At 56.9% G+C, this 26,877-nt stretch carries 25 protein-coding genes and 6 pseudogenes; 13 read left to right on the top strand and 18 right to left on the bottom strand.

The features are described 5' to 3' along the window. Positions 1-245: 245 nt before the first annotated feature. Positions 246-407 (bottom strand): annotated as a pseudogene (locus AC1ME2_RS00155) (ATP-binding protein); the annotation flags it as partial. Continuing rightward, positions 349-809 (bottom strand): annotated as a pseudogene (locus AC1ME2_RS00150) (IS21 family transposase); the annotation flags it as partial. The pseudogenes AC1ME2_RS00150 and AC1ME2_RS00155, both read right to left, overlap by 59 nt. 6 nt (positions 810-815) lie before the next feature. Between AC1ME2_RS00150 and AC1ME2_RS00145 the strand changes: the two are divergent. The 5 genes and pseudogenes from AC1ME2_RS00145 to AC1ME2_RS00125 all read left to right on the top strand — a co-directional run bounded on the left by AC1ME2_RS00145 (position 816) and on the right by AC1ME2_RS00125 (position 4,401). Beyond that, positions 816-1,280 (top strand): fumarylacetoacetate hydrolase family protein, encoded by a 465-nt coding sequence (locus AC1ME2_RS00145; protein WP_480438536.1) that lies wholly within the window; start codon positions 816-818, stop codon positions 1,278-1,280. Positions 1,281-1,348: 68 nt separating this feature from the next. Further along, entirely contained in the window at positions 1,349-1,726 is a 378-nt protein-coding gene (locus AC1ME2_RS00140) for a nuclear transport factor 2 family protein (RefSeq protein ID WP_480438535.1), read from the top strand. 205 nt (positions 1,727-1,931) lie between these two features. Beyond that, a pseudogene (locus AC1ME2_RS00135) lies at positions 1,932-2,689 on the top strand (MFS transporter); the annotation flags it as partial. Positions 2,690-2,849: 160 nt separating this feature from the next. Beyond that, a complete protein-coding gene (locus AC1ME2_RS00130) occupies positions 2,850-3,761 on the top strand; it encodes a SphA family protein (protein WP_480438534.1) in 912 nt (303 codons plus the stop codon). A 181-nt stretch (positions 3,762-3,942) separates the two neighbouring features. Next, entirely contained in the window at positions 3,943-4,401 is a 459-nt protein-coding gene (locus AC1ME2_RS00125) for a cache domain-containing protein (RefSeq protein ID WP_480438533.1), read from the top strand. A 75-nt stretch (positions 4,402-4,476) separates the two neighbouring features. On the opposite strand, the gene AC1ME2_RS00120 is transcribed toward AC1ME2_RS00125, so the two are convergent. Beyond that, positions 4,477-5,874 (bottom strand): MFS transporter, encoded by a 1,398-nt coding sequence (locus tag AC1ME2_RS00120; RefSeq protein ID WP_480438531.1) that lies wholly within the window; start codon positions 5,872-5,874, stop codon positions 4,477-4,479. A 116-nt stretch (positions 5,875-5,990) separates the two neighbouring features. Then, positions 5,991-6,554, bottom strand: a complete 564-nt coding sequence (locus AC1ME2_RS00115; RefSeq protein WP_480442382.1) for a nuclear transport factor 2 family protein — start codon at positions 6,552-6,554, stop codon at positions 5,991-5,993. A 181-nt stretch (positions 6,555-6,735) separates the two neighbouring features. Between AC1ME2_RS00115 and AC1ME2_RS00110 the strand changes: the two genes are divergently transcribed. Beyond that, entirely contained in the window at positions 6,736-7,233 is a 498-nt protein-coding gene (locus tag AC1ME2_RS00110) for a LysR family substrate-binding domain-containing protein (protein ID WP_480438529.1), read from the top strand. A 14-nt stretch (positions 7,234-7,247) separates the two neighbouring features. Here AC1ME2_RS00110 and AC1ME2_RS00105 read toward each other — a convergent pair whose 3' ends face one another. The 7 genes from AC1ME2_RS00105 to AC1ME2_RS00075 form a co-directional block, all read right to left on the bottom strand. Then, on the bottom strand, positions 7,248-8,021 hold the full coding sequence (locus AC1ME2_RS00105) for an ABC transporter ATP-binding protein (RefSeq protein WP_480438528.1): 774 nt from the start codon (positions 8,019-8,021) through the stop codon (positions 7,248-7,250). A 37-nt stretch (positions 8,022-8,058) separates the two neighbouring features. Beyond that, complete coding sequence (locus tag AC1ME2_RS00100) at positions 8,059-9,669, bottom strand: methyl-accepting chemotaxis protein (protein ID WP_480438527.1); 1,611 nt, start codon at positions 9,667-9,669, stop codon at positions 8,059-8,061. 279 nt (positions 9,670-9,948) lie between these two features. Next, the gene (locus AC1ME2_RS00095) at positions 9,949-11,205 is read right to left on the bottom strand and encodes an MFS transporter (protein WP_480438525.1); all 1,257 of its coding nucleotides are present in this window, start codon (positions 11,203-11,205) and stop codon (positions 9,949-9,951) included. A gap of 60 nt (positions 11,206-11,265) precedes the next feature. Continuing rightward, positions 11,266-12,627 carry an outer membrane beta-barrel protein gene (locus AC1ME2_RS00090; RefSeq protein ID WP_480438523.1) on the bottom strand — a complete coding sequence of 454 codons (1,362 nt, stop codon included), beginning with the start codon at positions 12,625-12,627 and terminating at the stop codon, positions 11,266-11,268. A gap of 67 nt (positions 12,628-12,694) precedes the next feature. Next, the gene (gene mhpA, locus AC1ME2_RS00085; protein WP_480438522.1) at positions 12,695-14,314 is read right to left on the bottom strand and encodes a bifunctional 3-(3-hydroxy-phenyl)propionate/3-hydroxycinnamic acid hydroxylase MhpA; all 1,620 of its coding nucleotides are present in this window, start codon (positions 14,312-14,314) and stop codon (positions 12,695-12,697) included. 114 nt (positions 14,315-14,428) lie between these two features. After that, complete coding sequence (locus AC1ME2_RS00080; protein WP_480438520.1) at positions 14,429-15,349, bottom strand: VOC family protein; 921 nt, start codon at positions 15,347-15,349, stop codon at positions 14,429-14,431. 81 nt (positions 15,350-15,430) lie between these two features. Then, entirely contained in the window at positions 15,431-16,264 is an 834-nt protein-coding gene (locus AC1ME2_RS00075) for a fumarylacetoacetate hydrolase family protein (RefSeq protein ID WP_480438518.1), read from the bottom strand. A 181-nt stretch (positions 16,265-16,445) separates the two neighbouring features. Between AC1ME2_RS00075 and AC1ME2_RS00070 the strand changes: the two genes are divergently transcribed. After that, complete coding sequence (locus tag AC1ME2_RS00070) at positions 16,446-17,147, top strand: GntR family transcriptional regulator (RefSeq protein ID WP_480438516.1); 702 nt, start codon at positions 16,446-16,448, stop codon at positions 17,145-17,147. Between the two features lie 87 nt (positions 17,148-17,234). Here AC1ME2_RS00070 and istA (AC1ME2_RS00065) read toward each other — a convergent pair. Then, positions 17,235-17,756: pseudogene (istA, locus tag AC1ME2_RS00065) on the bottom strand (IS21 family transposase); the annotation flags it as partial. A gap of 157 nt (positions 17,757-17,913) precedes the next feature. Further along, positions 17,914-18,861: a site-specific integrase gene (locus tag AC1ME2_RS00060; protein WP_480438515.1), complete on the bottom strand. Its 948-nt coding sequence runs from the start codon at positions 18,859-18,861 to the stop codon at positions 17,914-17,916. A 180-nt stretch (positions 18,862-19,041) separates the two neighbouring features. Between AC1ME2_RS00060 and AC1ME2_RS00055 the strand changes: the two genes are divergently transcribed. Further along, positions 19,042-20,031: a DNA-binding protein gene (locus tag AC1ME2_RS00055; RefSeq protein WP_480438514.1), complete on the top strand. Its 990-nt coding sequence runs from the start codon at positions 19,042-19,044 to the stop codon at positions 20,029-20,031. A gap of 388 nt (positions 20,032-20,419) precedes the next feature. Here AC1ME2_RS00055 and AC1ME2_RS00050 read toward each other — a convergent pair whose 3' ends face one another. Then, positions 20,420-20,473, bottom strand: coding sequence for a helix-turn-helix domain-containing protein (locus tag AC1ME2_RS00050; RefSeq protein WP_480442380.1), 54 nt, complete (start codon positions 20,471-20,473; stop codon positions 20,420-20,422). 380 nt (positions 20,474-20,853) lie between these two features. Between AC1ME2_RS00050 and AC1ME2_RS00045 the strand changes: the two genes are divergently transcribed. Beyond that, positions 20,854-21,429, top strand: a complete 576-nt coding sequence (locus AC1ME2_RS00045; RefSeq protein ID WP_480438512.1) for a hypothetical protein — start codon at positions 20,854-20,856, stop codon at positions 21,427-21,429. Between the two features lie 82 nt (positions 21,430-21,511). On the opposite strand, the gene AC1ME2_RS00040 is transcribed toward AC1ME2_RS00045, so the two are convergent. Together AC1ME2_RS00040 and AC1ME2_RS00035 are read right to left on the bottom strand one after the other, a co-directional pair. Beyond that, positions 21,512-21,724 carry a BPSL0761 family protein gene (locus AC1ME2_RS00040; RefSeq protein WP_480442378.1) on the bottom strand — a complete coding sequence of 71 codons (213 nt, stop codon included), beginning with the start codon at positions 21,722-21,724 and terminating at the stop codon, positions 21,512-21,514. Positions 21,725-21,864: 140 nt separating this feature from the next. Beyond that, positions 21,865-22,299, bottom strand: a complete 435-nt coding sequence (locus AC1ME2_RS00035) for a hypothetical protein (protein ID WP_480438510.1) — start codon at positions 22,297-22,299, stop codon at positions 21,865-21,867. Between the two features lie 91 nt (positions 22,300-22,390). On the opposite strand from AC1ME2_RS00035, the gene AC1ME2_RS00030 reads away from it, so the two are divergent. After that, positions 22,391-22,675 (top strand): helix-turn-helix domain-containing protein, encoded by a 285-nt coding sequence (locus AC1ME2_RS00030; RefSeq protein WP_480438508.1) that lies wholly within the window; start codon positions 22,391-22,393, stop codon positions 22,673-22,675. Here AC1ME2_RS00030 and AC1ME2_RS00025 read toward each other — a convergent pair. After that, on the bottom strand, positions 22,636-23,022 hold the full coding sequence (locus AC1ME2_RS00025; protein ID WP_480442417.1) for a hypothetical protein: 387 nt from the start codon (positions 23,020-23,022) through the stop codon (positions 22,636-22,638). The genes AC1ME2_RS00030 and AC1ME2_RS00025 overlap by 40 nt on opposite strands. Before the next feature lie 576 nt (positions 23,023-23,598). Here AC1ME2_RS00025 and istA (AC1ME2_RS00020) point away from each other — a divergent pair. From istA (AC1ME2_RS00020) to AC1ME2_RS00010, 3 genes and pseudogenes are all read left to right on the top strand, one after another. After that, a pseudogene (gene istA / locus AC1ME2_RS00020) lies at positions 23,599-25,143 on the top strand (IS21 family transposase); the annotation flags it as partial. A gap of 19 nt (positions 25,144-25,162) precedes the next feature. Then, a complete protein-coding gene (gene istB, locus AC1ME2_RS00015) occupies positions 25,163-25,912 on the top strand; it encodes an IS21-like element helper ATPase IstB (protein ID WP_480438506.1) in 750 nt (249 codons plus the stop codon). 64 nt (positions 25,913-25,976) lie between these two features. After that, positions 25,977-26,147: pseudogene (locus tag AC1ME2_RS00010) on the top strand (UvrD-helicase domain-containing protein); the annotation flags it as partial. Between the two features lie 33 nt (positions 26,148-26,180). On the opposite strand, the gene AC1ME2_RS00005 reads toward AC1ME2_RS00010, so the two are convergent. Beyond that, entirely contained in the window at positions 26,181-26,279 is a 99-nt protein-coding gene (locus tag AC1ME2_RS00005; RefSeq protein ID WP_480442376.1) for an antitoxin Xre/MbcA/ParS toxin-binding domain-containing protein, read from the bottom strand. Positions 26,280-26,877: the final 598 nt, after the last annotated feature.

Genomic DNA, 26,877 nt, shown 5'->3' with positions numbered 1-26,877 from the left:
TGTGCTGCAACACCTAGTGGCGGTTATGTCGCGATCGGAGTTATGTGATCCCGGCCGTGCCAATTGGCTTTTTCGGTGTTATCGGTAGGTGATTGACGCAACATAATGTGCAGCGTCTTTTGGTGGACCTTCATCACTTTGGAGTGTCCGCCATGTTCAAGAATCTCTACTCCTCAAATGCTGCCTGCACACGCCACCGTGCGGGACCGCTGGCCGCAGAACGCAAGCGATATCTGCAACACTGTGCAGGCGCCGGCGCATTTGAGTTTGGCTTGCTTACGCAGTCGCTCCAGGCGTTTGTTGTCGCGCCAGGCCAGCTCGCGGTCAAGCAGCAGACTGAGTCGCTCATCAAAGCTCAAGCTGTGGCTGGCAGGCAGTGTCCATTGCTCTTCCAGCGCCTTGGCCATGCCGCTGAGGCGTAGTTGATCCAGCTGGTTAAGGGTGTGTTGCGTCATCATTGAACAGCTCCTTTTGGGTGTAATAGTCGGCGCCGCGCACGTTCTCGTGGCGGCTTGGTGGATATGCGGCAGCGGTGGCCTTAGGCAGCGGTTGCTGATCGAGTCCTTGTTTGAGCAGCTGTTGAGTGCGCGCAGTTGGACGGCGCGATGGGCCGCCGCTTCAAGGCGCTCGTTGCTGTACTGGCGAGCCAGCGAGAGCAGCCCCAGGCAGGAGCGGTAGCCCATCTCCGGATGGGGTTTGTGGATCAGTTGATGCTCGACGATCTGCCGGACGTGCGGGCCGATACGCTCGCCCCAGTCGAGCAGGCGCTGAGGTGTCCAGTCGCGATGGGCCTTGTGCGAGGCCGGCATGCTGAAATGGTCTTCATCGTCGGGCAGCGCTGTCGCCATCTCACTCCGGAAACTGCGCGAACGGCCATCTTCGGTTACTGCGTCGGCAATGACGTCAGCGTCCGTGACTGGCAGCTGCGTACTTCGCAATTCACCTTGGGCAAGTCGTTCGACACCCACGCGCCATTCGGCCCGTGGATTGTCACCGCTGATGACGTCGTCGATCCGCACCAACTAGGCATTAAATGCTTCGTCAATGATGAGAAGCGGCAGGACTCGAACACCAATCAGCTGATTTTCGACTGCTTTGAGCAAATCGAGCACCTGTCCAAGGTCATGACCCTGGAGCCTGGCGACGTCATTTTCACAGGGACTCCAGGCGGCATCGGCGGTGGCTTCAAGCCTGCGCGCTGGCTTCGCAAGGGCGATCGGATCCGCGTCGAAATTAACGGGCTCGGCGCCATCGAAAACGTGGTGCGCGCCGAAGTCTGATGAGTACAGGGCATGGGCCGCGGGAACACGCCTGGCGGCCCTTCGATTTTCCAGCCAGGGAGACACCCATGAGTGAGCAATCGATCGTAAACACCATTATTGAGCTGGAAGATGCGCGCTGCCGGGCGCTGGTGGAAGGCGACCTCGGCGCGTTGAGCGAGCTGGTTGATGACCAGTTGGTACACATCCACGCCACTGGCCAGGTCGACGACAAACACGGTTATCTGCGACTGGTCGAGACTGCCATCCGATTCCTGCGGGTCGAACGGCAAGACCTTCAGGTGCGCGTTTACGCCGACGTAGCGGTGGCCACCGGGCGCCTATTGCAGAGCATCGAATTTCGCGCCACAGGCGAGCTTCGCGATATGGATGTGATCACCACTCAGATCTGGTCGCGTCGTGATAGCACCTGGCGCCAGATCACTTTCCAAGCCACCAACCTCTAACGCCAACGAAGCGCCAACCCACCTGCAGAGGTGGGTTTCTGACAATAAAAACAAGAGACAGAAAATGAAGAACATCAAGGTGAAAGCGCTTGGTGCGGTTCTGGCCGCACTGGCGCGGACTGAAGCCAGCACCGGGCTGATTCCCAATGACGTCGTGGCAGATATTGCGGCCGCTTGTTGTGCTGAACTCTACGACTTAGATGAACTGGCGATTGCCATTGGCATCGCCGGGTTCTCGGGCGGCTGGCAGGTGGTGTTCTATGTCGGCGGTCTGGTGCCACTGGTGATCGTGCCATTGCTCGGGCTGTATTTGCCTGAATCAGCGGTGTTCCGCCTACGCCAGAGCCAGGCCGAGCAACCGGGGAAAGCGGCACGGGTGACCGTCTTGCAGGGGCTGTTTGGCAACGGTTCGGTGACCGCAACACTGCTGCTTTGGGTCAGCTACTTTTTCACCCTCATGGTGGTCTACATCCTGATCAACTGGTTGCCGAGCTTGCTGGTCGGTCAGGGCTTCACCGGCAAGCAGGCCAGTTGGGTGATGTTCTCACTGCAGATCGGTTTCGCGGTCGGCACCTTGCTACTCGGCGTGTTGATGGATCGCCTGCCTGCTTGGGCATTGGCGGCGCTGATTTACGTGGGGATACTCGCTTCGCTGACCGCTCTGGGCTTGTCTAGCCAGATCGAAAGCATGCTGATAGCGGGCTTTTTCGCCACTGGTGGGCAGTGCGTGCTTTACGCCCATGCACTTCAGTTCTATCGCACTGAAGTACGCGCCACCGGGGTGGGGAGTGCTGTGGCGGTGGGGCGCCTGGGTGCAATGAGCGGCCCCTGGTCGCTGGCCAGATGCTCGCACTGGGCACCGGCACTGCCGGCGTGATGCTGGCCTCTGCGCCGGGCATCGTGATTGCTGCACTGGCGATGTTCGGGCTGTCCGTACGACGCAAAAAACTGCTGCCTGACTGAATCCTTGAACGCCTCTACTGCGCTGCGTACGGCACGCGACAGAGCACGCGTTCGCCCTTTTTAAACCTGTTCAACCCTACTGGTTACTGCTTTGCCGTGCCCGTTTTTCGGGGGCATCGCAGTGCCGGATTTAATTATAAAAAAGAAAAGGATGTAAGTAATGAAAAAAGCAACACGGATCAACACCCAGGGTCTTTTCTGCGCAAGTTTTAGCCTGCTGGCGGCAGGCCTTTCCAGTAACGTACAGGCGACCGAGGGTGGCGGGTCCAGCTACCCGATGGGTGCCGAAAACTTCCTCACCGGGGCCCTGCCACCGCCAGGGTTTTACGGTATCGTTTATGCCAGCCATTACGATGCGGATTCACTGCGCGGTAACAACGGCGAAAAACTGCCAGTGGATTTCCGAGTACAGGCCAGTTCGATTGACCCGCGTTTTGTCTGGGTGACTGACCAGCAAATACTGGGCGGCACCCTGGCGTTCCATGCCATCATGCCGTTGGTTAACCTCAAGGTTGACCTCAATGGTCAGTCGCAAAGCAAGCAAGGGTTGGGCGATATGACGTTCGGGTCGGGGCTGGGCTATCGGCTGACCGATAAACTGCATGCCATCGTCGCGCTCGATGTGTTTGCACCGACCGGTGAATATAATCGCAACGACCTGGCCAATATTGGTCGCAACTACTGGGACTTCCAACCTGTCTTGGCCTTATCGTATATCGACCCGGTGGGTTTGAATGCCGATGCGAAAATCATGTATGACGTCAATACGAAAAATAACGCGACCGATTACACCTCCGGCCAAGAGTTGCACATGGACTATTCGGTGGGTTGGGGACTGGGCAATGGTTGGGTCGTGGGTTTGGGTGGCTATGCCTATCAGCAGACTACGGATGATCGGCAGTACGGTGAAACCATCGCAGACCGCAAAGGGCGCGCGCTTGCCATCGGTCCATCGATCAAATACGCCAGCAACAAAGGTTGGTTACTGACCGCAAAATGGGAGCAGGAATCCGACGTGCGAAATCGTGCGCAAGGCGATGCGTACTGGTTGAAACTGGCGGTGCCGTTCTGAGGTAGAGCTTTCGAAAAATCTCAAGGAGCTATCAAGGGGTTGATGTCTGCTCCGAATGTTTAGCTCTGGAGATAAATCCCCCCTGTTTGCGCGGATGCTCAAGCAGGGGAGGACTACCTCAACGATCCGGGTAGTGGATATCCGTGTATCGAGCACATGACGTCAACAAAGGAACATTTCCGTGCCTAGTCTGCGAAACGTACCCATCAATCGCCGCCTTTGGTTGATTCTGCTGGTTTCTCTGTTGATGCTGGCGGCACTTGCTGCGCTCATGCTGCAGCGAAGCTACAGCAATCTCTACAACGCCAAGGTTCAGCAGACCCGCAATGCCGTGGAAAACACCCTAGGCGTTTTTGCCTACTTCCAGGGGTTGGAACAGGCTGGCAAGCTGACCCGCGAACAAGCCCAGGAACAGTCCATGGAAATGGTTCGCGGCTTGCGCTATGCGGACCAGGAATACTTTTTTATCCAGAATTTACGTTCTGGGATGCTGATGAATCCGGTCAATCTTAGGTTGGAGGGGCAGGACGTCAGCGGTCTGAAGGACAGCAATGGTCTGTTGTTTACTGCTGAAATGATGCGCATCGCTAAAGAGCAGGGGGCTGGGTGCTTGGCACGGGCGTCTACATCGACGACATAAAGGCGCAGTTCCGCGATGAACTGCTGCAGACGTCGTCGCTCTGTTTGCTGATTGCCTTGTTGTTGGCTGCCGCCATCAGCCTGATCGTGCACAGCATTTCCCGTCCGCTTCAGCAAACCGTCGAGGCCATGGCCAGTATCGCCAGAAGCTGAAGCTGAAGATGCCGAGCGCCGCGATGCCAGCGGGAATGGCGGGAATGGCGGCCGCCACCAGCAGATCACTCGTTGACCACTGTAGGTGCAGCAATGTGGCGCCAATGAAAGGTCCACAGATGCCACCCAGGCGACCGATACCCAGCGTCCAGCCAGTACCTGTGGCGCGCAATGCGGTCGGATAAAAAGTTGCGGTCATGGCGTTCAACGCCGCCTGACCGCCGAGGATGCCAAAGCCTGCGACAGCGATTGTCAGGTAAGCGAGATTGATCGAAGCGTAGAAATGGCTGAACAAAAGGATGGCGATGGCAGACACGATAAACGTGGGCAGCAGCACTGCGCCGAACCCAGGGCGGTCGACAAACCAGCCCGGCAGCCGGCAGCCGGCAGCCAGCCGCCAGCCGCCCGCCAAGCCACCCAGCCACATAGATGTGCCGGCAAGCACCGCTTGCGATGGGGTATGGCCTGCGCCGCTCATCAGTACCGGCGTCCATGAGGCGAGGAAGTAAACGCAGAGCATGTTCATAAAGTTGATCAGCCACAACAACAGCGTGCCCGGCAGCCGACCCTCGGCGAACAACAGAGAGAACGACAGGCCTTTCTTGCGCGGTTCATCGATCACCAGGACAGTCTGTGGATCGATCTGCAGGCTAGGCTCGATGCGTTTGAGGATGGTCCTGACACGGTCGAGCTGGCGTGCATGCAGTACGCACCACTGCAGTGATTCGGGTAGGGCGAAAAACAACAGCACACCCAAGCACAGCGGTGCAATGGCGCCCAGGTAGAACACCGCTTGCCAGCCATACTGTGGAGTCAGCGCGGCTGCAATAGCGCCGCCGACCAGGCCACCGACCACCATGCCCGACGACACCAGCGTCAACAGCATTACACGGTTGTGCCGAGGTGCAAATTCCGTCACCAGGGTGGCAACGTTCGGCACAATGGCACCCATGGCGATACCGGTGAAAAACCGCAGCGTCATCAGGCCATCCACTGTCGTCGCGTGGGCGGTGAAAAACATCAAAACCGCCATGACCAGGGAGGCCGTCACCAGCACTGGCCGCCGACCCACGCGGTCGGCCACCGAGCCCAGCGCAAGCGATCCGATCAACATGCCGAGCATACTGATGCTGAACACCGGACCCAGGTTGGCTTTGGGAATGCCCCAGTCGGCGATGAGGCTGGGCGCGGCATAGGCCATGGCTTGGATATCGAAGCCATCGACGACCATGCACAGGAAGCATTGAACGAGCACAAGTAGCTGAAAGGCGCCCAAACGGCTCCTTTCGACGATCGCGCAGATGTCGAGTTGATTGTTCACAAGCAAATACCTCTGTTGTAATTATTTTCGGTAATAGCTGTGTTCGGTTTGCAATGTCAGAACGAGTGGGCGGTGAGGATAAGATCCCGGTTGTAAAGGTTGGCGATGGCGGGCTATCAGTCAGCGAGCCATGCGCAAGCTTCGGCCCGCATGCCTTGTTCAAGCTCGCTGCCGCGGGTGGCAAATAGACGATTCAGTGGAAAGCCGCTCTTATCCAATAGATAGGCCAGCGGCGCGTATTCACGCGGATAACGCGCCACGATGTCACGGTCAATCTCGACCAGGCCTTGTGGGAAAGTGAAGCTACCCATGTCATAGATGCTTTGGCGCTTGACCAGCTTCCACAGACCTTCGCGTTTTTCGGCCAGGTCATAAAAACGGTTGTGCACGCTGCACCCCAGACCCAGCTTGATGTTTTCGGCAACGATCACCGCATTGGTTTCGACAATGGCTCTATTGCCTTTGAAAGTAACCACCGGTGTGCCGATCAGGTGTTTGGTGCGCAAGTCGGACTGGCCCATGCGCTTGGAGCCTTCGACAAACTCGGCGAACGGCCCTTCAAACCAGGTGATTTCAATGATCCCGTCAGGATGGGCGAGCTTGGCCAATTCGTCCCATTGGCCCAAGTCGCGATGAATCCAGCCGGTGATCAGGTCAGTGATTTGAAAACGGTCTTCCAGGTAAGTCTGTCTGCATGAGGTGTCCTTGGCAGGTAACGGGGTGTCGAAGTCAGCATCGCCCTCTGGACAGATAACTTCAAATAGATTGATATGAACAATTGATCATTAAATCTGATGGGGTGTACGGCAATGGATCTGCGGCATTTACGTTATTTTTTAGCAGTTGCCGAGGAAGGCCATTTTGGTCGGGCAGCTGGATTTGGGTTATGCCCCGAGTCATGGCGGACAGGCCCTAGACAACGCACTGCCGTTTGAGCGGATTGGAACGTGGCCCTTGGTCGTTGCGATGCCTGAGGACCATCCGTTGGCGAATCAGCAGCCTTTGCGCGTGCCGATGCTGGGTGCCGAGTCGTTGATCGTCTATGCCGCCCACGGCGCGGATGAACATATGCTTGCTGCGCTTCGTAAAGCACTGGGGCGTGAGCCCAAGGTTCAGCGCACCACCAGCACCTTGAATGTGCTGGCATTGGTGGCCGCTGGAATGGGCGTAGCACTGGTGCCCGTGCCTTTGATACAAGTCATGATTCCCGGCGTGATCTATCGAACATTCGATGACGTCGAACCACAAGCCGACCTATTGCTCATCAGCCGCGTGAATGAAACTGCGGGAGCGGTGCACGCGCTCCTGAAGGTTGCACGCCAAGGAGGAATGGCCGCTCCGACTCCAAGACAGCCCTGACTGACAAGCTTCTCTTAGTCGTGCCAGCAGCGGTACCAGCCATTTTTCTCGCTGATGTGTAGCGGGGTCTGATACAGCTCCGACAAGTTTTTACTCGTCAGAATGTCGGGTTTTGGGCCGTCAGCAATAATTTGTCCTCGGTTGATCAGCACCACGCGGTCAATTTCGGGAATGATCTCGTCAACGTGGTGAGTGGTGATGATCAATGACCGGTCCTCACTGCAAAAGCTGCGCAACAGCGTCAGCATGGCCAGGCTGGCGCCCATGTCCAGGCCATTGGCGGGCTCATCGAAAATCAACGCCTCGGGATGATGAACAAGTGCTCGGGCCAGCAGGAGACGCCGCTTCTGGCCGGTTGAAAGACGTTGAAACATGCAGGACTCATCCCACGAAATCCCCAATGTCGTCATCAGTGCTTGCGCACGAACGATCTGCGATTGCGTCGGTTCAAGATGCTCGTGACTGCCAATGGCCCCAAAAAAACCTGAAACAACAACTTCCAATGCCGTTGTGTAGGGCGTGTAATTTTCCTGCAGATCGTGCGATACGAAACCGATTTTCTCCCGCAGTTCCCAGAGGTGAATTGTGTCGTTGCCAAAGAGCTTCAGATAACTGCCTTCCTGCGCAACCGGATACAGCTCCCGGTTTATCAGTTTAAGCAGGGTGCTTTTTCCCGCGCCGTTGGGGCCCAGGATTGCAACACGCTCCTGCGGCTCAATCTTCAACGACAACCGATTGAGGACTTTCGTCTGTTGCTGATACGCGGTGACTTGATGAAATTCGATCATGTGTAAAACCTTGCAGAGTAATTACTGAGCGCCCGAGCTAGATGCGGAACCTGTTGATGTGCTCGCGCAGGCCTGCGGCCAGACGTGAGAGTTCTTCGCTGGTCGAATGAATCTGTACCGCGCCGGCCGAGGTTTGTACGGATAGATCACGGATGCTGATCAAGCTCCGGTCAATTTCCCGAGAGACCTGGGCCTGTTCTTCCGAAGCACTAGCGATGACGACGTTCATTTGACTGATCATCTCGACAGCGACTGTAACCTGTTGCAATGCCGAATCCGCTTCTTGAGCAATGCCCAAGGTCGAGTGGACGCGTTCGGTGCTCAGTTGCATGGAGCAAAGCGTTTGAGTCGCCACGGTGCGCAACTCGCTGACCATTTGCTCGATTTCGCCAGTCGATTGCTGCGTCCTGAATGCCAATGCCCGTACTTCCTCGGCGACGACGGCGAAACCACGACCTGCTTCGCCAGCCCGGGCGGCCTCGATCGCCGCATTAAGCGCCAGAAGGTTAGTCTGCTCGGCAATCGACCGTATCACTTCAAGCACTCGATTGATGCTGGACACGCTGCTTGCAAGTTCCTCCACACGATCAGCGGTAATCGAAATGCCCTCTGCTAATACCGAGAGCGACTCAAGCGTCTCGATGACACGGGCTTTACCTGTTTGTGCCGCGACATCCGTGGTTCGTGAAGCGTGTGCCGTTGCCGACGCATTTCTTGCCACTTCATCGACCGCAGCGGTCATTTCATTCACCGCTGTGGCGGCTTGTTCGATTTCCCTGTTCTGATCCTGGAGCCCGGCCGTAGCGGTCGCTATCACTGAATGAAACTGCTGCGAGGACGAAGCCAACAGGGTGGAAGAGTCCGTTATACGCAGGACGGTGTCGTGAAGATTGCCCTGCATGGCCTTCAATGCCTGAAGCAATAAGGCCGGCTCATCTTTCCCGCTATCGTCGATTGAAGAGGTTAAATCACCTCGTGCAATACTCTCTGCGACCTTAAGAGCGTTGTGCAATGGCTGGTTGATACTTCTCGTGTAGAGCGTTGCCAGCAATACCGTCAGCATTGCGGCCAGCACCATTGCCGCGATGACCCCCGTCACGACACGATCACGTGTCTGCTGTTCGTTTTCAGCTGCCTGGTGATAATGCTTCAGATAAAAATCCAGCAGTTGACCCGAGCTTGCACCCAGTTCCATGGCAAATTTATCGATAGGGCCGTTGAGTATTTCTGTAGCTGCCTGCGGTTTACCCTCTGCTGCCAGTCGGATCACCTCAAGCTGTTCATGCCTGAACGCTTTTGAGGCGAGCAAGTAACGTTCGAAAATATCTCGCTCCGACTTTTTGTGCAGGTGCGTGGCAAAATCATCTTGCTGCTGCCGAACACTGTCGAGTACTTGCATCAGCGCCGTCTGATTGGCAGCCAAGGCCTCCGGGTCCCGTAGAACGACCATCCGGAAGGTCATTATTCCGGCTCGATCTTCCGTTGTGTTCAGCGCTGCAAGCCGGATGATTCCAGGGACCCAGACCTCTCTGATGGCTTCGGACTGCACGCTCATTTGCTTGACCATACTCAATGAGAACAGGCCAAGCAGCAGGACGACCAAGCCAATCAACCCAAAGCCGAAAATCGAGCGAGGTGCCAACTTCATTTTTCTGAAAAACAACGGATTTGTCCTCAAAGAAGGGGCAGCGTGCGCATTGATGGAGGCTTGGTTTATGCGCCATGTCATGCCGAAAAGCAGATGAGATGGCGCCAGCTTGTGGCTGGCGCCGTTACTTCAATGAAACGCTTTAGGGAAATCAGCGCCGGGCGATCGTGGCGCCAGGCACTGGCACGCACATCGTGTGCGTGACGGGGAGAGTCGTGCTTGCGAACGAACACTCCCATTCCGACATCCTGTCGCTCCCCTGATGGAGAGTGAATTTTGTTACACGCTGTCTATTCTTTCGACCGCAGGTTCGGCTAGTCTGGCCGGTGCGGTTTCACGTAAACAGGTCGCGACCAGCAACCCCACCAGTACTGCGCCGAGTGCCAGGTACATGGTGTTTTCGATCCCGTGATGCTGTGCGATGTAGCCTGCGATAGCAGGAGCGACACCGCCGCCAAAAATCTCACCGATGCCCACCACCAACCCGGTAGCAGTCGACGTCAGCGCGGCCGGAACGGATTCACTGGTGAGTGGCCCAACCGTCATGCAGATCATGCTGAAGTTGAAGAAAATCGTCAGAAACAGCAGCGCGAACAACTTCATAGGCTCGGCGCCAGTGCCCATCAGCAACCAAAGAAAAACGCCAGTGGCGATGAACGACACGAGCACTACTGGTTTACGACCGATGCGGTCTGACACGGCCGGCATGATGAGTTGCCCGAGAAAACCGCCCAGGCCGATGGCCGACATGACGAAACCCATCTGCTGCACTTCCAGATGTAGATAGTCCATCAGATAGTTGGGCATCATCACGCTGATCACGAACAAACAGGTCAGCATGCAAAACATGCCAACGATGTTCAGCAACACGTTGCGATAGCGCAGCGCATCCAGCCAGCTCGGATGTTCGACTGCAGAACGGACTTCGGCTTTTTTGGGAGTGACCGCGCGGGTTTCCCGCAGGTAACGGTACATCGCCAATGCCAATAGGAAACCCGGCAGAGAAACGATCATGAACACCCAACGCCAGGACGGCACTACCTGCAGCAATTGTGTGGCGAGAATCGGCGCGAGGCCAAGACCAAGGATCGGGAAGAACGCTTGTTGAATGCCAATGTTCATGCCCCTGCGACGCGGATGAGACGACTCCGCCGTAGCCGCCAGCGCGGTTGGAGTGAAGGCGCCTTCGGAGATGCCCATAATTGCCCGGATCAGCATTAATCCGCCAATACCGGTCGCCAGACCGGAAAGGCCTGCAAGAAGTGAGAACACCAACACCGCTGGAATCAGCACTTTGCGCCGACCAATGCGATCGGACAGCCGCCCCATGAAGATCGAGGAAATGCCCCAGGCCAAGCCCAGTATCGCCGTCACGTTGCCCAGATCCTGATAGTTCAGGCCCAGGTCTTTCATCATCACCGGGAATAGCGGCAGGATGATAAACCGGTCCAGGCCCACGAGGCCGAAGCCCAAGGCCAGCAGGGCTACCGCTTTGAATTCGTAACGCACATCCCACGCATGCTTATTGTTATTCATGGTTGTTACTCGGATGGAGTTGAGGGTTAGCAGCCGTACGTAAGCCCGGCCGCCAAGGGCTTAGAAATAAAACAGCGCTTCAACTAGGCCGGTCAGCTGCGTGTTGTTGCGACCCGCGCCAAACGGGTGATCGTCGGCATTGCCATCAAACACGTCGTAACGCACTTCAGGGCGCAACGAGATGTACTTGTTCAGGTCATAGCGCAGGCCCGCAGTGAGGGCATTGAAATTGCCGCGAGCGGTAGATACCGGCAGGAGGATGAACCCGTCGGGATCGGCAAAATGTTCGGCTCGCACCGAGTAGGAGAGGTCCGGGCGTTGCTGGTAGGTGAGCACCGCATTGGCACCCCACCAATGGGCTCCATCGAAACCAGGACCGTTGATGATGTCGATGGTTGTGGCCTTGCCGTCACCGTCCTGACGGCCATAAACCAGCTCGGCGCCCATCGACCAGTTTGAGTCGAAACGATGCCAGCCGTTGAGCGAGTGTTGTTGCTTTAACTGACCATCTGGCGACACCAGGCGCGAAGTTGGAGCCTGCACATCGCTGAAGCTGTCGTTCTGTTCATCGCCGGCGATGAACTCATAGTCCACCCAGGTCTGCATGTCCGCAGTACGCCAACGCAAGGCCCCCATCAACGTTTTCTGGTGGTTGTTGTCGCTCAGGTTGTCCCAGCCCTGGACGACGCCCAATTCGGCGCCGAGAATCGACGATTCGCCGTTGTACAATCGCGTACCGAGCAGCACGCCACTTACGGTTCCCGGCTCGCTGACGAAGGCGTAGGTCTTGCTGGCAAATTGATTGCGCGCAGCACGGATGTTGGGCGGAATCTCATAGCCCATGGCCGGGCCGAATATCCCGGCCATGACAGTGATACCAGGGCCGTAAGGCAGGTAGGCGGTGGCGGCGATGTTGGGAATGGCAAGAAACTTCTGCTTGTCGCTCTGGGCCTTGGCGAGGTTGTTATCACCAGGAGCGTTAACGTCCCAGTGCTGGTCCCAACCCGTGGTGCGGGCGAACTGGGCATTACGCCCGTAGTTCATTTCGAAGGTAAAGCCGAAGGATGCTTCGCTCGGCGCAGGACCTGGCAACGGCGTGATACGTGGCACCATGGTGCCCTTCAGTGGCTTGTCGACGAACAGATGCAAGCTACCCCATTCCAGGCCCTCGTCCGCGAAACCAACCACCGGGAGATTGCTCAAACCATCCTGACGCTCATCGTGTGTCGAGCGATTATTGCGAGAGTAAGCGACGTCAAAAAGGCCAGAGACCTGAATCCCGTAATCCTTTTCCAGTGTGTCTCCAAACAGGCTACGAAACAGCGTGCCTTCACCCGTTTCAGGGGGTTCGGCGGCGTGTGTGTTGAGTGTTGCGAAGGCGGCCAAAACCGCACCAAGCGTTTTCACCTTGATGTTGATCATTATCTGTCTCTTGTTTTTGTTGTCAGAGTTTTAGAGGGCGGGGCATCCATGCCCCCGGAAAATCGTGTCAGGCGTGGCAGGCCTTTCCACCATTGACGACATGGGTTTGGCTGCTGTGCTGCAATTGCTCGCGCAGGGAGTTGAGCAATTTTGGCAGCGCAGACAGCTCTGCGACGCCGCCATAGCAGTAGTAGTCGGGGCGCACGATGAGGGCTTTGAGTCCGGCTTCGGCCATGAACTGCAGGTATTTTCCAGAGACGTCGCGATAAATGCCCTTGGCACTGTCGGCCGTTCCTGAGAGTCGAACGACTTTCAGGTCGTAGTCACGAATGAACGCCAGGTGTTCAAGGTCGAGCGCTACCAGAGGATCTTGGTCACCTCTGACCAACAAGTGGAAACCGCGTCCGATAACTTCGTCGTAACGGCTGACCTTGCCACCGATTTCGATGGAACCGTGTACACCGAGAATGCCGCGCAATTGGCCATCCTTCTGCAGTAGACCATCGGTTAAACCCGGGAACGGCGGCAGTGGCGGAACGTTACCGCTCAGATACGCTGCATCCCGTTCGGCAGCCTTGACCGGGTCGGACACGCAGACCACCTTGCCCATGGCCATGGACGCTTCGATCACTGCGCGGATCTGTGGCTTGCGTTCCAGGGTGTAGCTGTCCAGCAGGGTGTCGTCAGCCAAACCACGCAGCAGCAAATCAAGACGCCAGGACAGATTCCACGCATCCCGGATCCCCGAGCACATGCCTTGGCCCATGAACGGTGGCATTACGTGGGCCGCATCGCCGGCCAGCATCACCCGGCCGCTGTGCCAGTTCGAGGCAATGCGCGAGCGGAACTGATAGACCGCGTGGCGTACCAGGTCAGCGGTGTCCGGTGTCACCCAGCGCGACAGCAGCGACCAGACCTTATCGGTGTCTTGCAGGTCTTCGATGGTTTCGTGAGGCAGGCGCATGAATTCCCAGCGGCGATAACCAGGGCCGCCGGGGACCATGGTGGTGGGACGCTCGGGGTTGCACCACTGGCCGATGTCCGGCACATCCAGTTGCACACCGGGCTTGGGCTGCAGATCGACCACCAGCCAGTCTTCCTGGAAGCCTAGGTCCTGCCACTCAACGCCCAACGACTGGCGCACGAAACTGTTGGCGCCATCGGCCCCGATCACGTAGCGAGCGCGGACACTTTGCTGCTCGTCACCGAGTGAGAACTTGCCGTCTTCGCGAATGACCCGATTGAGAACCATGTCGCAGCCATTGGCGTCTTGCTTGAGCGCAGTGGCTTCCCAGCCCTGATGGATCTGCACGTTGTTACCGATGCTTTTGGCCTTGTGGTCTAATGCGGCTTCCAATAACGGCTGGTTGAACAGATAACCGAACGGTCCATCGCTGATCGATTCCGCCGACCAATCGATTTCTACCAGGACTTTCCAGTCAGCGTTGAACCACTGGTAGCGTGCAGACGGCTGGGAGATTTTTGCCAGCTCTTCACCGAGTCCCATTGAAAGGAAAATGCGGCGAATCTCATGATCGTAGAAAACCGCACGTGGGAGTGGGTAAAGCGCTGGCCAACGTTCGAATACGGCCACCGAGTAACCCATTTGACCCAACAGAATGGCCAGGGTCTGGCCTACAGGACCGTAACCGGCAATGGCTACATCGACTGTGGTTTGCTGATTCATGATTTGTGCCTCGTGTACTTTGCAATGATTTCCGGACGTGGCCGGCCCCGTCGCGCGAGTGGGGGCGCTCGCGCAATGCAGGTATTCAGGGTTGTTAAAGCGGGATTGGACGACTCAGGCTGGTGCCGGGGTGTCCGCTTCAGTATTGAAAATGAAGTTGTCCGGCACGTCCGGGCCCCATAGGTACAGGGAGTTTTGCGGTGGGTAGTCGCCGGCGGGCCATTCGACACCTTCGCCGATGTAGTCCATGTCGGCCGAGTATTCGCAGAACGAACCCCACGGATCCTGCACGTAGTGGAAGTAGTTCGAACCCAGGCAATGACGACCCGTGCCCCAACCTTTCACGTGTCCCGCCGCCGCCATTTGCGAAGCACCCGCGCCGACTTCATCAATGCTGTCGACTTCCCACGCAGCGTGGTGCCAGCCCTTGGCGCTGCTCTTGGCGAACGCCACCAGATGATGGTCGCAACCGTGGGGCGCGTGACTGAAGGCGATAATGTCCATCGACTTGTCGGAGAGTTTCAGGCCCAGGGCCTGTTCGTAAAAATCCAGCGCACCGAGTACGTCGGGGGTGAACAACAGGACATGGGACAAGCGACGAGGGCGGACTTTCGCCATGGCATCGCGGGTCGTCGCGCCGCGACTGTTGGGCGGGGTACTGCTGTTGTGGGGAGCTGATTTTTGGTCGGGCATGGTTTTATCGCCGACCTTCACCTGCAGCAGGTTGCCGTCCGGGTCACGGAACCAGATTCCGGCTTCTGGACGGTCTTCAATACGCCCGCCCGCGGCTTCGATCTGCTGGCGCAAGGCAGTGTAATCCTGCTCGTAGCAGTTGAAACTCAGATAAGCGAGTGACTTGGACGTGGCAGGAAAAATTTTCGCCCAGACGTGGCCGTCGGCTGCCCGCAAGAGGAGTTGATTCGGTTCACGTTGAACATCAAGGCCGAAGCTTTCAAAGAATTGACAGGCTTCGTCCAGAGACGGAACGTTCAGCGCGTAATGATCGATTGAATGCACACCATGGGACACGCTCATGATTGCCTCCATTTAATTATTCTTGTTGTGAGACGCAGGGGCGGGTTCGGCCCTGCGCCGAGTTTGAAGCCGTGTTTGTTATCAGACTTCGTCGACAACCGGGTTGACCAGTTTGCCGATGCCCTCGATCGACACTTCGACCACATCGCCCGCTTTCAGATAGACCTTTGGATTCATGCCAAAACCAACGCCGGCCGGGGTGCCGCTGACAATCACGTCGCCGGCTTCCAGCGTCACGGCTTCACTCAGCGTAGAGATGATAGTCGCGACGTCGAACAGCATGTCGTTGGTGTTGGCCGATTGTACGACCTTGCCGTTCACACGCGTCTCAAGCAGCAAACCTTTGCCGCCCGCTGGCAACTCATCTGCCGTCACGAGGACCGGACCAAATGCGCCGGTGTCATCGAAGTTTTTGCCGACGGTCCACTGAGGCGAGATGAACTGGTAGTCACGTACCGAGCCTTCGTTGAATAACGCGTAACCGGCGACGTGATTGAGCGCATCGTCCTTTTTGATGTGACGGCCACCGCTTTTCAAAACCACCGCCATTTCACCCTCATAGTCGAGGGTGTCGGAGATGCGTGGACGAATCAGCGGTTTGTTGTGGGCCGTCAGGCTCGAGTTGAAGCGAGGGAATAGGGTCGGGTAGCTCGGCTGAGCGTAAGGGGACTCTTTGGTGTGGTCGGCATAGTTCAAACCTACGCACACAATCTTGGTCGGGCGCTGCATTAGCGGCAGGTAAGCATTTTCGTCTATTTCTACCAACTCGCCGTTGGCGTCGGCACCGTGAGTGGTCAGATCGACTCCTCGTGCCAACAGCGACTCAAGAGATTCGGAACCGAGTACGCGTACGCCTTCGGCAGTGACGACACCCAGGACAGGTTGACCTTGATTGAGGAAGCGAACGTAACGCATGGCAGGTTTCTCTTGTTGGTTTGAATGTGCGCCGGTTGTGAAGGGGAGTACCGACTGCGTGCTCACAAAGCTAGAGCCAAAAAAATATGCCGTCAACAAGAAAATATATATTTTTTGTGAATGTAAGAAATTATCCACTCTGTGTATGATTCGCGCAGACAAAGCGAAAATGGAGTCGACCGTGAATTCCCCTCTGATCAACTGGCAATCGGCCGAGCCCACAGAAAAGCGCACCATGGCTTCGCAGCTAGAAGCCCGGATTCGCCAGGACATCATCAATGGCCGATTGGCCCCAGGCAGTCGCCTGCGCCTCAAGGAATTGGCCGAAGCCTACGACGTGGGCGTGATTCCGCTGCGCGAAGCGTTGTCGCGCTTAGCCAGCAGTGGCTTCGTCTCCGCAGCCGATCAGAAAGGTTTCAGTGTCGGCCGGATCTCGGCAGCAGAAATCGCCGACATCACCGCCGCTCGATTGCACATTGAATGCAAGGCGTTGGCCGATTCGATTCGCCAGGGCGATGTGGAGTGGGAAAGCCGCGTCCTTGCCGCCCACCACCGGCTGGATCGCCTGACCATCGTCGAAGGACCTGAGCGGCTGCTAAAACCGGAATGGGAAAACGCTCACGAAGTGTTCCACCAGTCGCTGATCTCTAGCTGCAGTTCTCCGACATTGCTGCGCCTGTGCTCGTCCCTGCGCGACCAGACCGCGCGCTATCGGTTTCTATCGATGCACTATGTTGAAAGTGCTGTGCGTGATGTGCCCCACGAACACCGTCAGTTGATGGAGGCGGCGCTGGTCAAAGACATCGACATGGCGTGCGAATTGCTCTCATGCCACTATCAGACCACTACCGATTCGGTGCTCAAGCACGCATTATTAGGCTAGTTTTGATGTTCTCTCGGCCAGAGGTCGGATCAATGATTCGACGGTCGCTGGAATCTGCTTGAGTTCAATTTCGGCCTGATTGAGCAACCACTCGTAATTGACCTTGCAGCGCTTGAAGATCACGACCTCATACGGATGCGCCGGCAACGGTTTCAGCGCCGGCTGATCGAGTTGCTCGAACCAGTCCCGTCGGCATCCGTCGAGCTTTTTGAACGGGCGCCGGTTCAAGTCCTCCAGCAAGACGGCGATGGCCTGATTGAGCGCATGCAGGCTGAAGAACTGCTGGTGCCGCAGTCGCGCCATGATCCAGCGCTCGACCACCTGCACCGCGACCTCTGCCTTGGCTTTGTCCTGTGGCTTGCGCGGTCGCGCCGGGAGCATGATGGCACCGTAATGCTGGACGCACTTCAGCGCGGCGCGGTTCAGACCCGGCTCGTCACGGTCGGGCCGGGCAACCAGGGCGCGCGGGTTGTCCGGGAAGATCATTTCGAGGACGCCACCGAAGTAGCTGAGGGCTTGGCTCAACGCCGTCAGCCAGTCCACTTGGGTCTCGCCCGGGGTGGCGCACGCATAGGTGTAGTTCGAGGCACCGAGGGCGGCGACGAAGATGGCGACGGGTCAGGTCATGCGCAACGCAGTGGAGGGTATTTCGCTAACCAAGTGATCGGTCATTTCGGTAAGGACGTGACCGGCTGTTTCGGAACAGGCGGAAAATCGGTCACGTTGTTAAAGGCGCCTATTTAGAAGTCCAAAACGCTTCATGCGGCTAGGTACTTTCAATCAGCGGCGTAGGTTTCCCGGCCGCCAGGCCGCCAAAAGATGTTTTGGCATCCACGTACCGCAAAGCCGACTTCACGTCCTTCCAGCCCACATAACTCATCAGTGACTTGATATCCCAGCCGTTGGCGAAAGCCCAGGTCGCAAACCCGCGACGCATTGAGTGGCTGCTGTACATATCTGCCGGAACGCCCGCTTGTTCGAAAATTCGACGCAGCATCGGAATCAGGCTGTTCGGGTTGATGCCGCCGTCTGCAAGATTCCCCCAGCGATCGAGTCGCCTGAACACCGGCCCACGCGCAATGCCCGCGACGGTGATCCAGTTGATATAAGCGTCAACAGGGCAAAGCTTCTTGAGGGCAGGCGTTTGAAAGGTCGTGCCCAGATGCTGCCGATCACCTTTGGTATGTGACAAATAGAACGTAATGCCCGCGCCTGCTTCCGCCTGGGTGTTCTCGACCTGCAGGCGCGCCAACTCATCGCCGCGAAATCCTCTCCAGAATCCTATCAACACCAGCGCGATGTCGCGCCGATGGCGCATGACGGTTTTGAAATCATTGCGCTCGGCTGCAAGGGCTGTCTGGCGCTCAAGCCATCCGACTGCCTGTTCAAGGTGCTGCAGGAGGAGCGGGGCGGCCTGCTTCTCTCTGGCGGGATGTAGTGTGCGAATGCCCTTGATCATTTGGCGGACGTTAGGTGTCTTCGTTGGATCAGGAAATCCCTGGGTGATGTGCCACTGAGCCAGAGCGGCGAGCCGCTGCTTCAACGTATTGATGGAGTGCTGATCGGCGTACTCGGCGAGGTAGCGCACGATCCCGTCCCCGGTCGCTGGCAGAAACCCGCCCCAGGTGACTTCGTAATGCTCGACTGCTGCACGGTAGCTTTTGCGGGTATTTTCCCGGGTGCCAGCCTGCAGGTAACGATCGGCCTTGCTCATCTCACCCCCATCTCCCGAAACGTACCTTCAAAGATGCGTTTAAACGACTTTTGCGACTATAACATGCGATAACGCTCAATTATGTTACCAGATAAACAGCTCATTTTTATGCTTTACATTTTTAATAAATGGTATGTAAATACGTGGTATGTAAAACAGTACGAAATCGTAGGAGCAAAAATGGCCCGTGGCGGTATAAATAAGGCAGTTGTGCAGAAGGCTCGAGAGGCGCTGCTAGCTCGCGGTGAAAATCCTAGTATTGATGCCGTGCGAGTTGCGCTCGGAAATACTGGCTCGAAGACGACCATTCACCGCTATCTCAGGGAGTTGGAGGCGCACGATCCGCGCCCAGAGTCGTCGCGCGAGCGGCTGAGTGACGAGCTCACTACTTTGGTATCGCAGCTGTTAGAGCGCGTGATGGAGGAGGGTGGTGACTACGTTGAACAGGCCCAGGCGCAGTTCAATCACGACAAGGCCACCCTTGAGGCAAAGCTTGAAGTCAGCCAGTTGGCGCTGTCGGCTCTGCAGCGCGAATTCGATGTTCAGCGTGCCGCCCTGGAGACCGAGTCCTCTGAGCTGCTGACGAGCCGTAGCTCACTTCAAACCGAGCTAACCCGGAATGCTCGCCTGAGCCAGAACTGCAGTGATCTGGAGGTTCGTGTCCAGGAAAAAGACGAGCAAATCCGTTCATTGGAAGAGAAGCATCTGCATGCCCGTGATGCGCTTGAACACTACCGCAATGCGATTAAAGAGCAGCGCGAGCAGGAACAACGCCGACATGAAGGTCAACTGCAACAAGTTCAGGTGGAGCTTCGGCAGATTCAGCAGATGCAGGTCGTCAAGCTGGATGAGCTGACCCGACTCAATCGGGACAATGAGCGTTTGCTGAGCGAGGCACGTCAGCTCGCGAAGGTCGTTGCCGCGCGTGAGGATACAATCGAGCGCCAAACCGGCGAGATAAACTCGATTAAAACCGCCGTAGCCAAAGCGGACGGCGCGAAAGAGATGCTCCAAGAACAGGTGCATTTACTTAGGTTGGAGACGAAGCAGCTAGATAACCTGGTTGCTCACGCCAACGAGCAAATCACCGAAGCGAAAAGCCAACTGAGTGCTGTGGAACGTGAACTTGAGGTGCTGAAGTCCGAAGCACTGCCAATCGCAAACGGCTGAGTGTCTGTTGCTCCTCGGCACGCGCTGCCAGCCATCATGGATGTGTGCGCGCGCCTTGTGTTGAGCACCTTGGATGGCTTGCGCCTAATCGACCAGTAACGGTGTCTCCTGATACTGTCATGGCGCGGGAAAATGCTCTGAATGGCTCTACGGTACGGAGCGGTAAGGCGGGTACCTGGCCCAGGAGGAAGACGGCGCAAACGATAATTCCAAGCCATTTATTCCTGAAACCAGTACCATCTATCCACGTCACGTCACGTCACGTCGAGATGTGGGGCAAGGAATGATCTAGGCTGATGCCCGTTAATTTCAAGTTAACGGGGCGGAGGTGCGGTACAGCGTTGAAAAGTGGAAATCAAACTGAGCTTCTGACGACTGTCGTGGAATCCTACGAGTGCAGGTACCTGTGGACAGTCGATCTTGCCAAGCCCAGCTTCTCGATAACTTGTGCCTGACTTAACCCCGCAGCCTTTAGCCCCCTGACAGCCTCGGCGTTTTCGCATTTCCAGGCTTCCCGCGCGGCCGCTTCGCCAGCTCTTTGCCAACAAACTGGCCATGAAGCAGCTCTTCGCCGCCTTCCGCCCGGAACATTTCAAGCTGGGCTCTCGCTCGATCCAGAGTGACTTCATAAGGTTCGCCATTTTGCATAGCTGTTGACGCCAATGCTGAATTGACCCACGTGCTGACGCTAGACTAACCCACCTTAAAATCAACACAAATCCAGCAAAGGTAGTGGTTCGCGAGGAGTCTGAGCGGGTCAGTGATATCTCGGCAACTGGGTCAATTCGGCCTCGGCGCCAACAGCTGGAGCAGGTCAGTAGCTTGCAGCACAACATCAATGAACTCACTGAGGCTCTAGAAAATACGTCACGAGAGGCGACGGAGCTGGCAGAAGAATTAGATGCCGTTCAAAACAGTCTGTCACCTGGCCGAAGATATCTTCGAGAGCAGATAGGCAACTGCCAACTGGATGTCGAAGCCGAACAAAACCCTCGGCGGAAGTACGACGATTATGCTCTGCGAAACCGAGATCGGAGCCAGACAGGTTCGTCGTGTGCTCCAAGCTCTGGAATGGGGCGGCGCTGCCTGATGCTGGTCTGGAGAATAGCGGAGGCGAAACGAGCAATTGACCTTCCAGAGTCGGGGAACGATCAGAATGTGCCAGTGGTGTACATGAGTCTGACTCCAGCGATTTGCAGCCTGGAAAACTTCATGCATGCAGATGGCGAGCCGACGTTCCCGATGAAAATCATCTGCTTTAAATTGCCCGTCGAGAGGTCCCTATATTGGGAACCTGATCCGAAAACGTTACCGTCCGGTTGGGCGAGCCTCCCGGGCGACCGTCCAAGCATGGATTTCGGCATCGTCTGGCTAAAGGCGAACAAGCATCTGGGTTGATTGTCCCTTCTGCTGTGTTAGCTCAGGAGAGTAACGTAGTGATCAATTTCCCGTCTTATATGACTATCGACATACAATTTGTTTAGTCGATGCTAGAGCTTAAGAATGGAGCCGTTAGGCCGCTCCTCATTTGCTCTTCTGCTTTTCCGGCCAACAGGATCTCTTTTGATGTGGGGTAATGCCGCAAAAGGTGGCGAGCCTGGTCGCGTACTGACTCAGGTAGAGTTTGATCACGGGATAACCCGACCAGAAAATCTCGAGCCTGAATTATCGACCGCGTACGTTCATTAGGCATTGTCATAATTTTCTCCTTAGGGTAGGGGAGTCGACAAGGTTTGTGCCGCGCTGGATGGGGCTCTGTACAAACAATCCCTGCACTACGAGTGCTCAGACTATTCGCCAGTCCACAGGCACCGCACAGAGAAGAGCTCGATATCAGACGAGTTTTCTTGTCTTGGCAGGAAATAGGACTTTAACGTTTTGTAGGTTCACCTCGGTGTTCACGCCCAACTGCGAGTAGGTTCGGTCAGCGACCCTGAAAAGAGGTACTCGTTCTCCGTGTTGATTGATAGCTTCACTTGCCTCCAGCAATGGTTCCATTTTCCATTGACCGGTTTCATTCACAAAACCCGGAGTGACATACTGAATGGAGTGAACTCGAAAGGACTCGTGCTGTAGCTCAAGAATGTCTTTCAGTGCATCAAATGAAGAGACCATGAACATCTCACCCACGAACTCCTTCCCATGGAGGATCTCCGCTTCGAGGTAAAACCAAGGACACCTGACCGTCTGCCGAATGAAAGGGCGCCCCAGGAAGTCGGTATTGAAAAGACTGGAAATGATCATCGACCCTTCATGACCCTTATTCATCGTAGGCACCTCCCAATCAAGGATGACCAATATATGTTGTAGTCATATATTGTTCAATGACGCTTTATCGTTCCTTTTGTGAGATCGCAAAATGGAACTGAAGGAAGCGTTTGGGGCTACATTGAGGCAGGTTCGCCTTCAGCGGGGTCTCACCCAAGAGGATTTCTCGCTGGTCAGCAGCCGCACAAACGTAAGCTTGCTTGAGCGAGGCAAGACCATCCCAACGCTTGAGAAGCTAGAAGAACTGTGTGCGGTCCTAGGAGTTCATCCGGTCACGTTGGTGGCAGCGTGCTACATGCGAAAGGAAAGCTCAATCGATATCGGGAGCTTTCTGGATCACGTGAGTAATGAGCTACAAGCCCTTGATCCATTGTAGAAAGTAACCTTGAGGGCAGGGTGATCATTCGTCCCGAGGATTGGCAATCGCGCGGCATTGATGATCTGGAACCTGCTGCGTGGCGTGCTTTGCGCCATGAAGGTTCCGCATGTGTCGTCGCTGGCCCGGGCGCTGGAAAGACTGAGTTCCTCGCCCAACGCGCTGCCTTCCTTCTCGAAACAGGAATATGCCCAGCGCCCTATCGAGTACTCGCGATTTCGTTCAAGAGTGATGCAGCCGACAATCTGGCTGCGCGCGTTCGGAAACGTTACCCGTCGGATCTGGCTAGCCGCTTTACTTAGATCACCTTTGACTCCTTCACGAAGAGCCTGGTAAATCGCTTCCACGCGGCGATTCCAGTCGACTGGCGTATGAAGTCGCTTTCCCACCCGGTCGCCAGGTTGACCAGTCCATCGCTCGAGCACGCCAACATGCTGCTATTCCGTGGCAAGCTGCAATCAGCAGCTACAACAGCGGGGCAACGTTCAAGTCGCACATCGTCGGCGCGTACCGACTGCCTACACCGCGCTTTGCTCCACGGTCCGCGAGGAGTTTGCGCTCCACCATTGGTGGAGCGAGCAACTCGATCCCCAGCCAAATTCCCATCTGAGCTTTGTAAGTCTCAATCGTCTTGCGGAGCTCCTGTTACGCTCGAACCCGCAAATTCGGTGCGTATTTCGGCCCATCGTGACCGGCCGTTTCGGTACATCGTGACCGGCCGTTTCGGTACATCGTGACCGACCATTTCGCTAACGCGTGACCGCTCATTTCGCTAACAACGTGACCGATTTTCCGCCTGTTCCGAAACAGCCGGTCACGCCCTTACCGAAATGACCGGTCACGTTGTTAGCGAAATACCCTCCACTGCGTTGCGCATGACCTGACCCGTCGCCACCCTCAGTCCCATTTCGGGGAATCGAAGGATGGCGGCGCAGCGAGTAGCCATGCGTAAAATCAAAGAATGCCTGCGCCTCAAGTTCGAGGCCGACCTGTCCCACGAGAAGATCGCCCGAGCCTTGCAACTGTCCAAGGGCGTCGTCAGCAAATACATCAAGGCGGCGCGCGACACCGGTATCGAGTGGCCCGCGCTGGCTCTACTGGATGAGGCAGCGCTTGGCGCCGCTCTGATGCCAGCCGCCAACGTCGTCCACACACGCGGCGACCGCGTGTTGCCCGACGTGATCACCTTGCACCGCGAACTACGCCGCAAAGGTGTGACGCTGCAACTGTTGTGGGAGGAGTACACCGCCGCTCATCCCGACCAGCCGACCTACCGCTACACTCAGTTCGTCGAGCATTACCGCAGCTACGCCCGTACCCTCAAGCGCTCGATGCGCCAGCAGCACCGCGCCGGCGAGAAGCTGTTCATCGACTATGCCGGGCCTACGCTGCCGGTGATCGACGCCGCCACCGGCGAAATCCATCAGGCGCACATCTTCGTCGCCGCCCTCGGCGCCTCGAATTACACCTACGCATGCGCCACGCCGGGCGAGACCCAAGTGGACTGGCTGACGGCGTTGAGCCAGGCCCTCAGTTACTTCGGTGGCGTCCCCGAAATGATCGTGCCGGACAACCCGCGTGCCCTGGTTGCCCGGCCCGACTGTTACGAGCCGGGCCTGAACCGCGCCGCGCTGGAGTGCGCCCAGCACTATGGCGCCATCATGCTCCCGGCGCGCCCGCGCAAGCCGCAGGACAAAGCCAAGGCAGAGGTCGCGGTGCAGGTGGTCGAGCGCTGGATCATGGCGCGGTTGCGGCATCAGCAGTTCTTCAGCCTGCATGCGCTCAATCAGGCCATCGCCGGCTTGCTGGAGGACTTGAACCGACGCCCGTTCAAAAAGCTCGACGGATGCCGACTGGACTGGTTCGAGCAACTCGACCAGCCGGCGCTGAAACCGTTGCCGGCGCATCCGTATGAGGTCGTGACCTTCAAGCGCTGCAAGGTCAACATCGACTACCACATCGAGGTGAATGGCGGCTTTTACAGCGTGCCCTCGGCTTTGGCCCGGCAAAGCGTCGACGCCCGAGTGGGCGCCCATACCGTCGAGATACTGCATGGCAACCGCCGGGTCGCCAGCCACCTATTGCTCCAGCGGCGCGGCGCCTATAGCACCCAGAGCGAACACATGCCGGCCTCGCACAAGGCCCATCGCGACTGGACACCTCAGCGCCTGCTCGACTGGGGCGAGCGTATTGGCCCGCACGTCCGGCAGATCGTCGAACATCAACTGACCCACAAACCCCATCCGGAGATGGGCTACCGATCCTGCCTGGGGCTGCTCTCGCTGGCTCGCCAGTACAGCAACGAGCGCCTTGAAGCGGCGGCCCATCGCGCTGTCCAACTGCGCGCGCTCAACAGCCGCACCGTACGCAACCTGCTCAAACAAGGGCTCGACCAGCAACCGCTGCCCAAGACCACAACCCCCGCATACCCGAGCCGCCACGAGAACGTGCGCGGTGCCGACTATTACACCCAAAAGGAGCTGTTCAATGATGACGCAACACACCCTTAACCAGCTGCATCAACTGCGCCTCAGCGGCATGGCCAAGGCGCTGGAAGAGCAATGGACACTGCCGGCCTGCCACAGCCTGAGCTTCGATGAGCGACTCGGTCTGTTGCTTGACCGCGAGCTGGCCTGGCGCGACAACAAACGTCTGGAACGACTGCGCAAACAAGCCAAACTCAAATACGCCGGCGCCTGTCTGGAAGACCTCGACCGCCGCCAAGGCAGAAGCCTGGACGAACGCCAGCTCGCAACCCTGGCCAGCGGTGACTGGATCCGCCAACAGCACAACCTGTTGCTGACCGGCCCAACCGGCGTCGGCAAAACCTGGCTCGCCTGCGCCCTGGGCAACCAGGCCTGCCGCCAAGGCTACAGCACGCTATACCTGCGCACGCCACGCCTGCTGGAACAACTGCGCATCGCCCACGGCGACGGCAGCTTTGGCCGCACGCTGCAACAACTGGCCAAAGTCGACGTCCTGATTTTGGACGACTGGGGTCTGGCACCGCTGGAAGAAAACGCCCGGCACGACCTGCTGGAAGTGATCGACGACCGCGCCGGCTCGCGGTCGACGGTACTGACCAGCCAACTGCCGGTCGATCACTGGCACGGCTGGATCAACGACCCGACAGTGGCCGACGCCTTACTTGATCGGTTGGTGCACAGCGCGTATCGAATCGTGATGAAGGGCGAGTCGCTGCGACGTAAAAAGACGGAAGAAGAAGCGGCATCGTGACCGATGCGGTTAGAATTTAGACCCCGCGCAATCGGGTGGAGAAACCGGTCACGTTGTTAGCGAAATGACCGGTCACGATGAGCGAAATACGCAAATTCGGCAAGCACTGCAGCTTACCTATCCATTTGTGTTCGTTGATGAGTTTCAAGACACAACCTTTGCTCAGTACGATTTTTTGCTTTCGGCATTTCACAGTGCGGGTATAGCGATAACCGGCGTCGGCGACGATATGCAACGCATCATGACTTGGGCAGGAACGCGTTCGGATTCATTTGAGCGGTTCTCTGCAGACTTTGTTGGCTCCGACCTCGGTTTCACATTGCATAACCGGTGTATCTCCGCCGAGGGCTTTATTTGGCTTCGACATCCAGCATGCGGCCGTATTTCTGTTCTGGAAGACCTCTTCTGCCAAGTGACAGACAATGGCAACTCGATCGATGCGATCTGAAGCAACGTCTTTGAAAGGACCAAACATTTGGTATCGCCGACGAACTCCACATCCAGATATAGCGTGTCACCGATCCCTATGCCTATTCGCTCAAGCAGATCGTCTGAGAGCTCAATGATTTCCGACGCCATTGTCCGCTTGTTGTATGAGCGTATGCATAGCGTTAGTCTTGAATGGGTGAGCAACGGGAAGCTCGGATGAGAGTCTGCGGGGGGAGGCGACGGTGAACCGTCACCAACAGGTGTATCGCCTGCTTGGACGAACTGGTTTGGAACCAAACCTTGCCAAGACCCAAGTGATATCGCCACGGGCGAGGAAGGTCGTGCTCAGCCTGTTGGCCGACCAAACCTCACCAAGGCTGACCAGAGATTTTAAAATGAAGATGCGCATGCACCTTGCCGCGCATTACTCAGACTTCGGTACGAGCTATAAGCACACGATGGATGACGACAGTGGGCCTCAAATGAAGGGCCCACGTTCCCGGTAAATTGGAACTCGTCTTCACTGGTTTTTTCGG

The sequence above is a fragment of the Pseudomonas sp. ASL9 genome (genome assembly GCF_056680335.1).
The sequence above is the reverse complement of the archived record's forward strand: the minus strand, read 5'-3'. Positions and strand labels throughout refer to the sequence as shown.

Coding starts and splice junctions, on each gene's coding strand:
- AC1ME2_RS00145 (WP_480438536.1), top strand. CDS start 816: ATGGTCTTCATCGTCGGGCAGCGCTGTCGCCATCTCACTCCGGAAACT.
- AC1ME2_RS00140 (WP_480438535.1), top strand. CDS start 1,349: ATGAGTGAGCAATCGATCGTAAACACCATTATTGAGCTGGAAGATGCG.
- AC1ME2_RS00130 (WP_480438534.1), top strand. CDS start 2,850: ATGAAAAAAGCAACACGGATCAACACCCAGGGTCTTTTCTGCGCAAGT.
- AC1ME2_RS00105 (WP_480438528.1), bottom strand. CDS start 8,021: ATGATCGAATTTCATCAAGTCACCGCGTATCAGCAACAGACGAAAGTC.
- AC1ME2_RS00100 (WP_480438527.1), bottom strand. CDS start 9,669: ATGAAGTTGGCACCTCGCTCGATTTTCGGCTTTGGGTTGATTGGCTTG.
- AC1ME2_RS00095 (WP_480438525.1), bottom strand. CDS start 11,205: ATGAATAACAATAAGCATGCGTGGGATGTGCGTTACGAATTCAAAGCG.
- AC1ME2_RS00090 (WP_480438523.1), bottom strand. CDS start 12,627: ATGATCAACATCAAGGTGAAAACGCTTGGTGCGGTTTTGGCCGCCTTC.
- mhpA (WP_480438522.1), bottom strand. CDS start 14,314: ATGAATCAGCAAACCACAGTCGATGTAGCCATTGCCGGTTACGGTCCT.
- AC1ME2_RS00080 (WP_480438520.1), bottom strand. CDS start 15,349: ATGAGCGTGTCCCATGGTGTGCATTCAATCGATCATTACGCGCTGAAC.
- AC1ME2_RS00075 (WP_480438518.1), bottom strand. CDS start 16,264: ATGCGTTACGTTCGCTTCCTCAATCAAGGTCAACCTGTCCTGGGTGTC.
- AC1ME2_RS00060 (WP_480438515.1), bottom strand. CDS start 18,861: ATGAGCAAGGCCGATCGTTACCTGCAGGCTGGCACCCGGGAAAATACC.
- AC1ME2_RS00055 (WP_480438514.1), top strand. CDS start 19,042: ATGGCCCGTGGCGGTATAAATAAGGCAGTTGTGCAGAAGGCTCGAGAG.
- AC1ME2_RS00040 (WP_480442378.1), bottom strand. CDS start 21,724: ATGCCTAATGAACGTACGCGGTCGATAATTCAGGCTCGAGATTTTCTG.
- AC1ME2_RS00035 (WP_480438510.1), bottom strand. CDS start 22,299: ATGAATAAGGGTCATGAAGGGTCGATGATCATTTCCAGTCTTTTCAAT.
- AC1ME2_RS00030 (WP_480438508.1), top strand. CDS start 22,391: ATGGAACTGAAGGAAGCGTTTGGGGCTACATTGAGGCAGGTTCGCCTT.
- istB (WP_480438506.1), top strand. CDS start 25,163: ATGATGACGCAACACACCCTTAACCAGCTGCATCAACTGCGCCTCAGC.
- AC1ME2_RS00005 (WP_480442376.1), bottom strand. CDS start 26,279: ATGTCGAAGCCAAATAAAGCCCTCGGCGGAGATACACCGGTTATGCAA.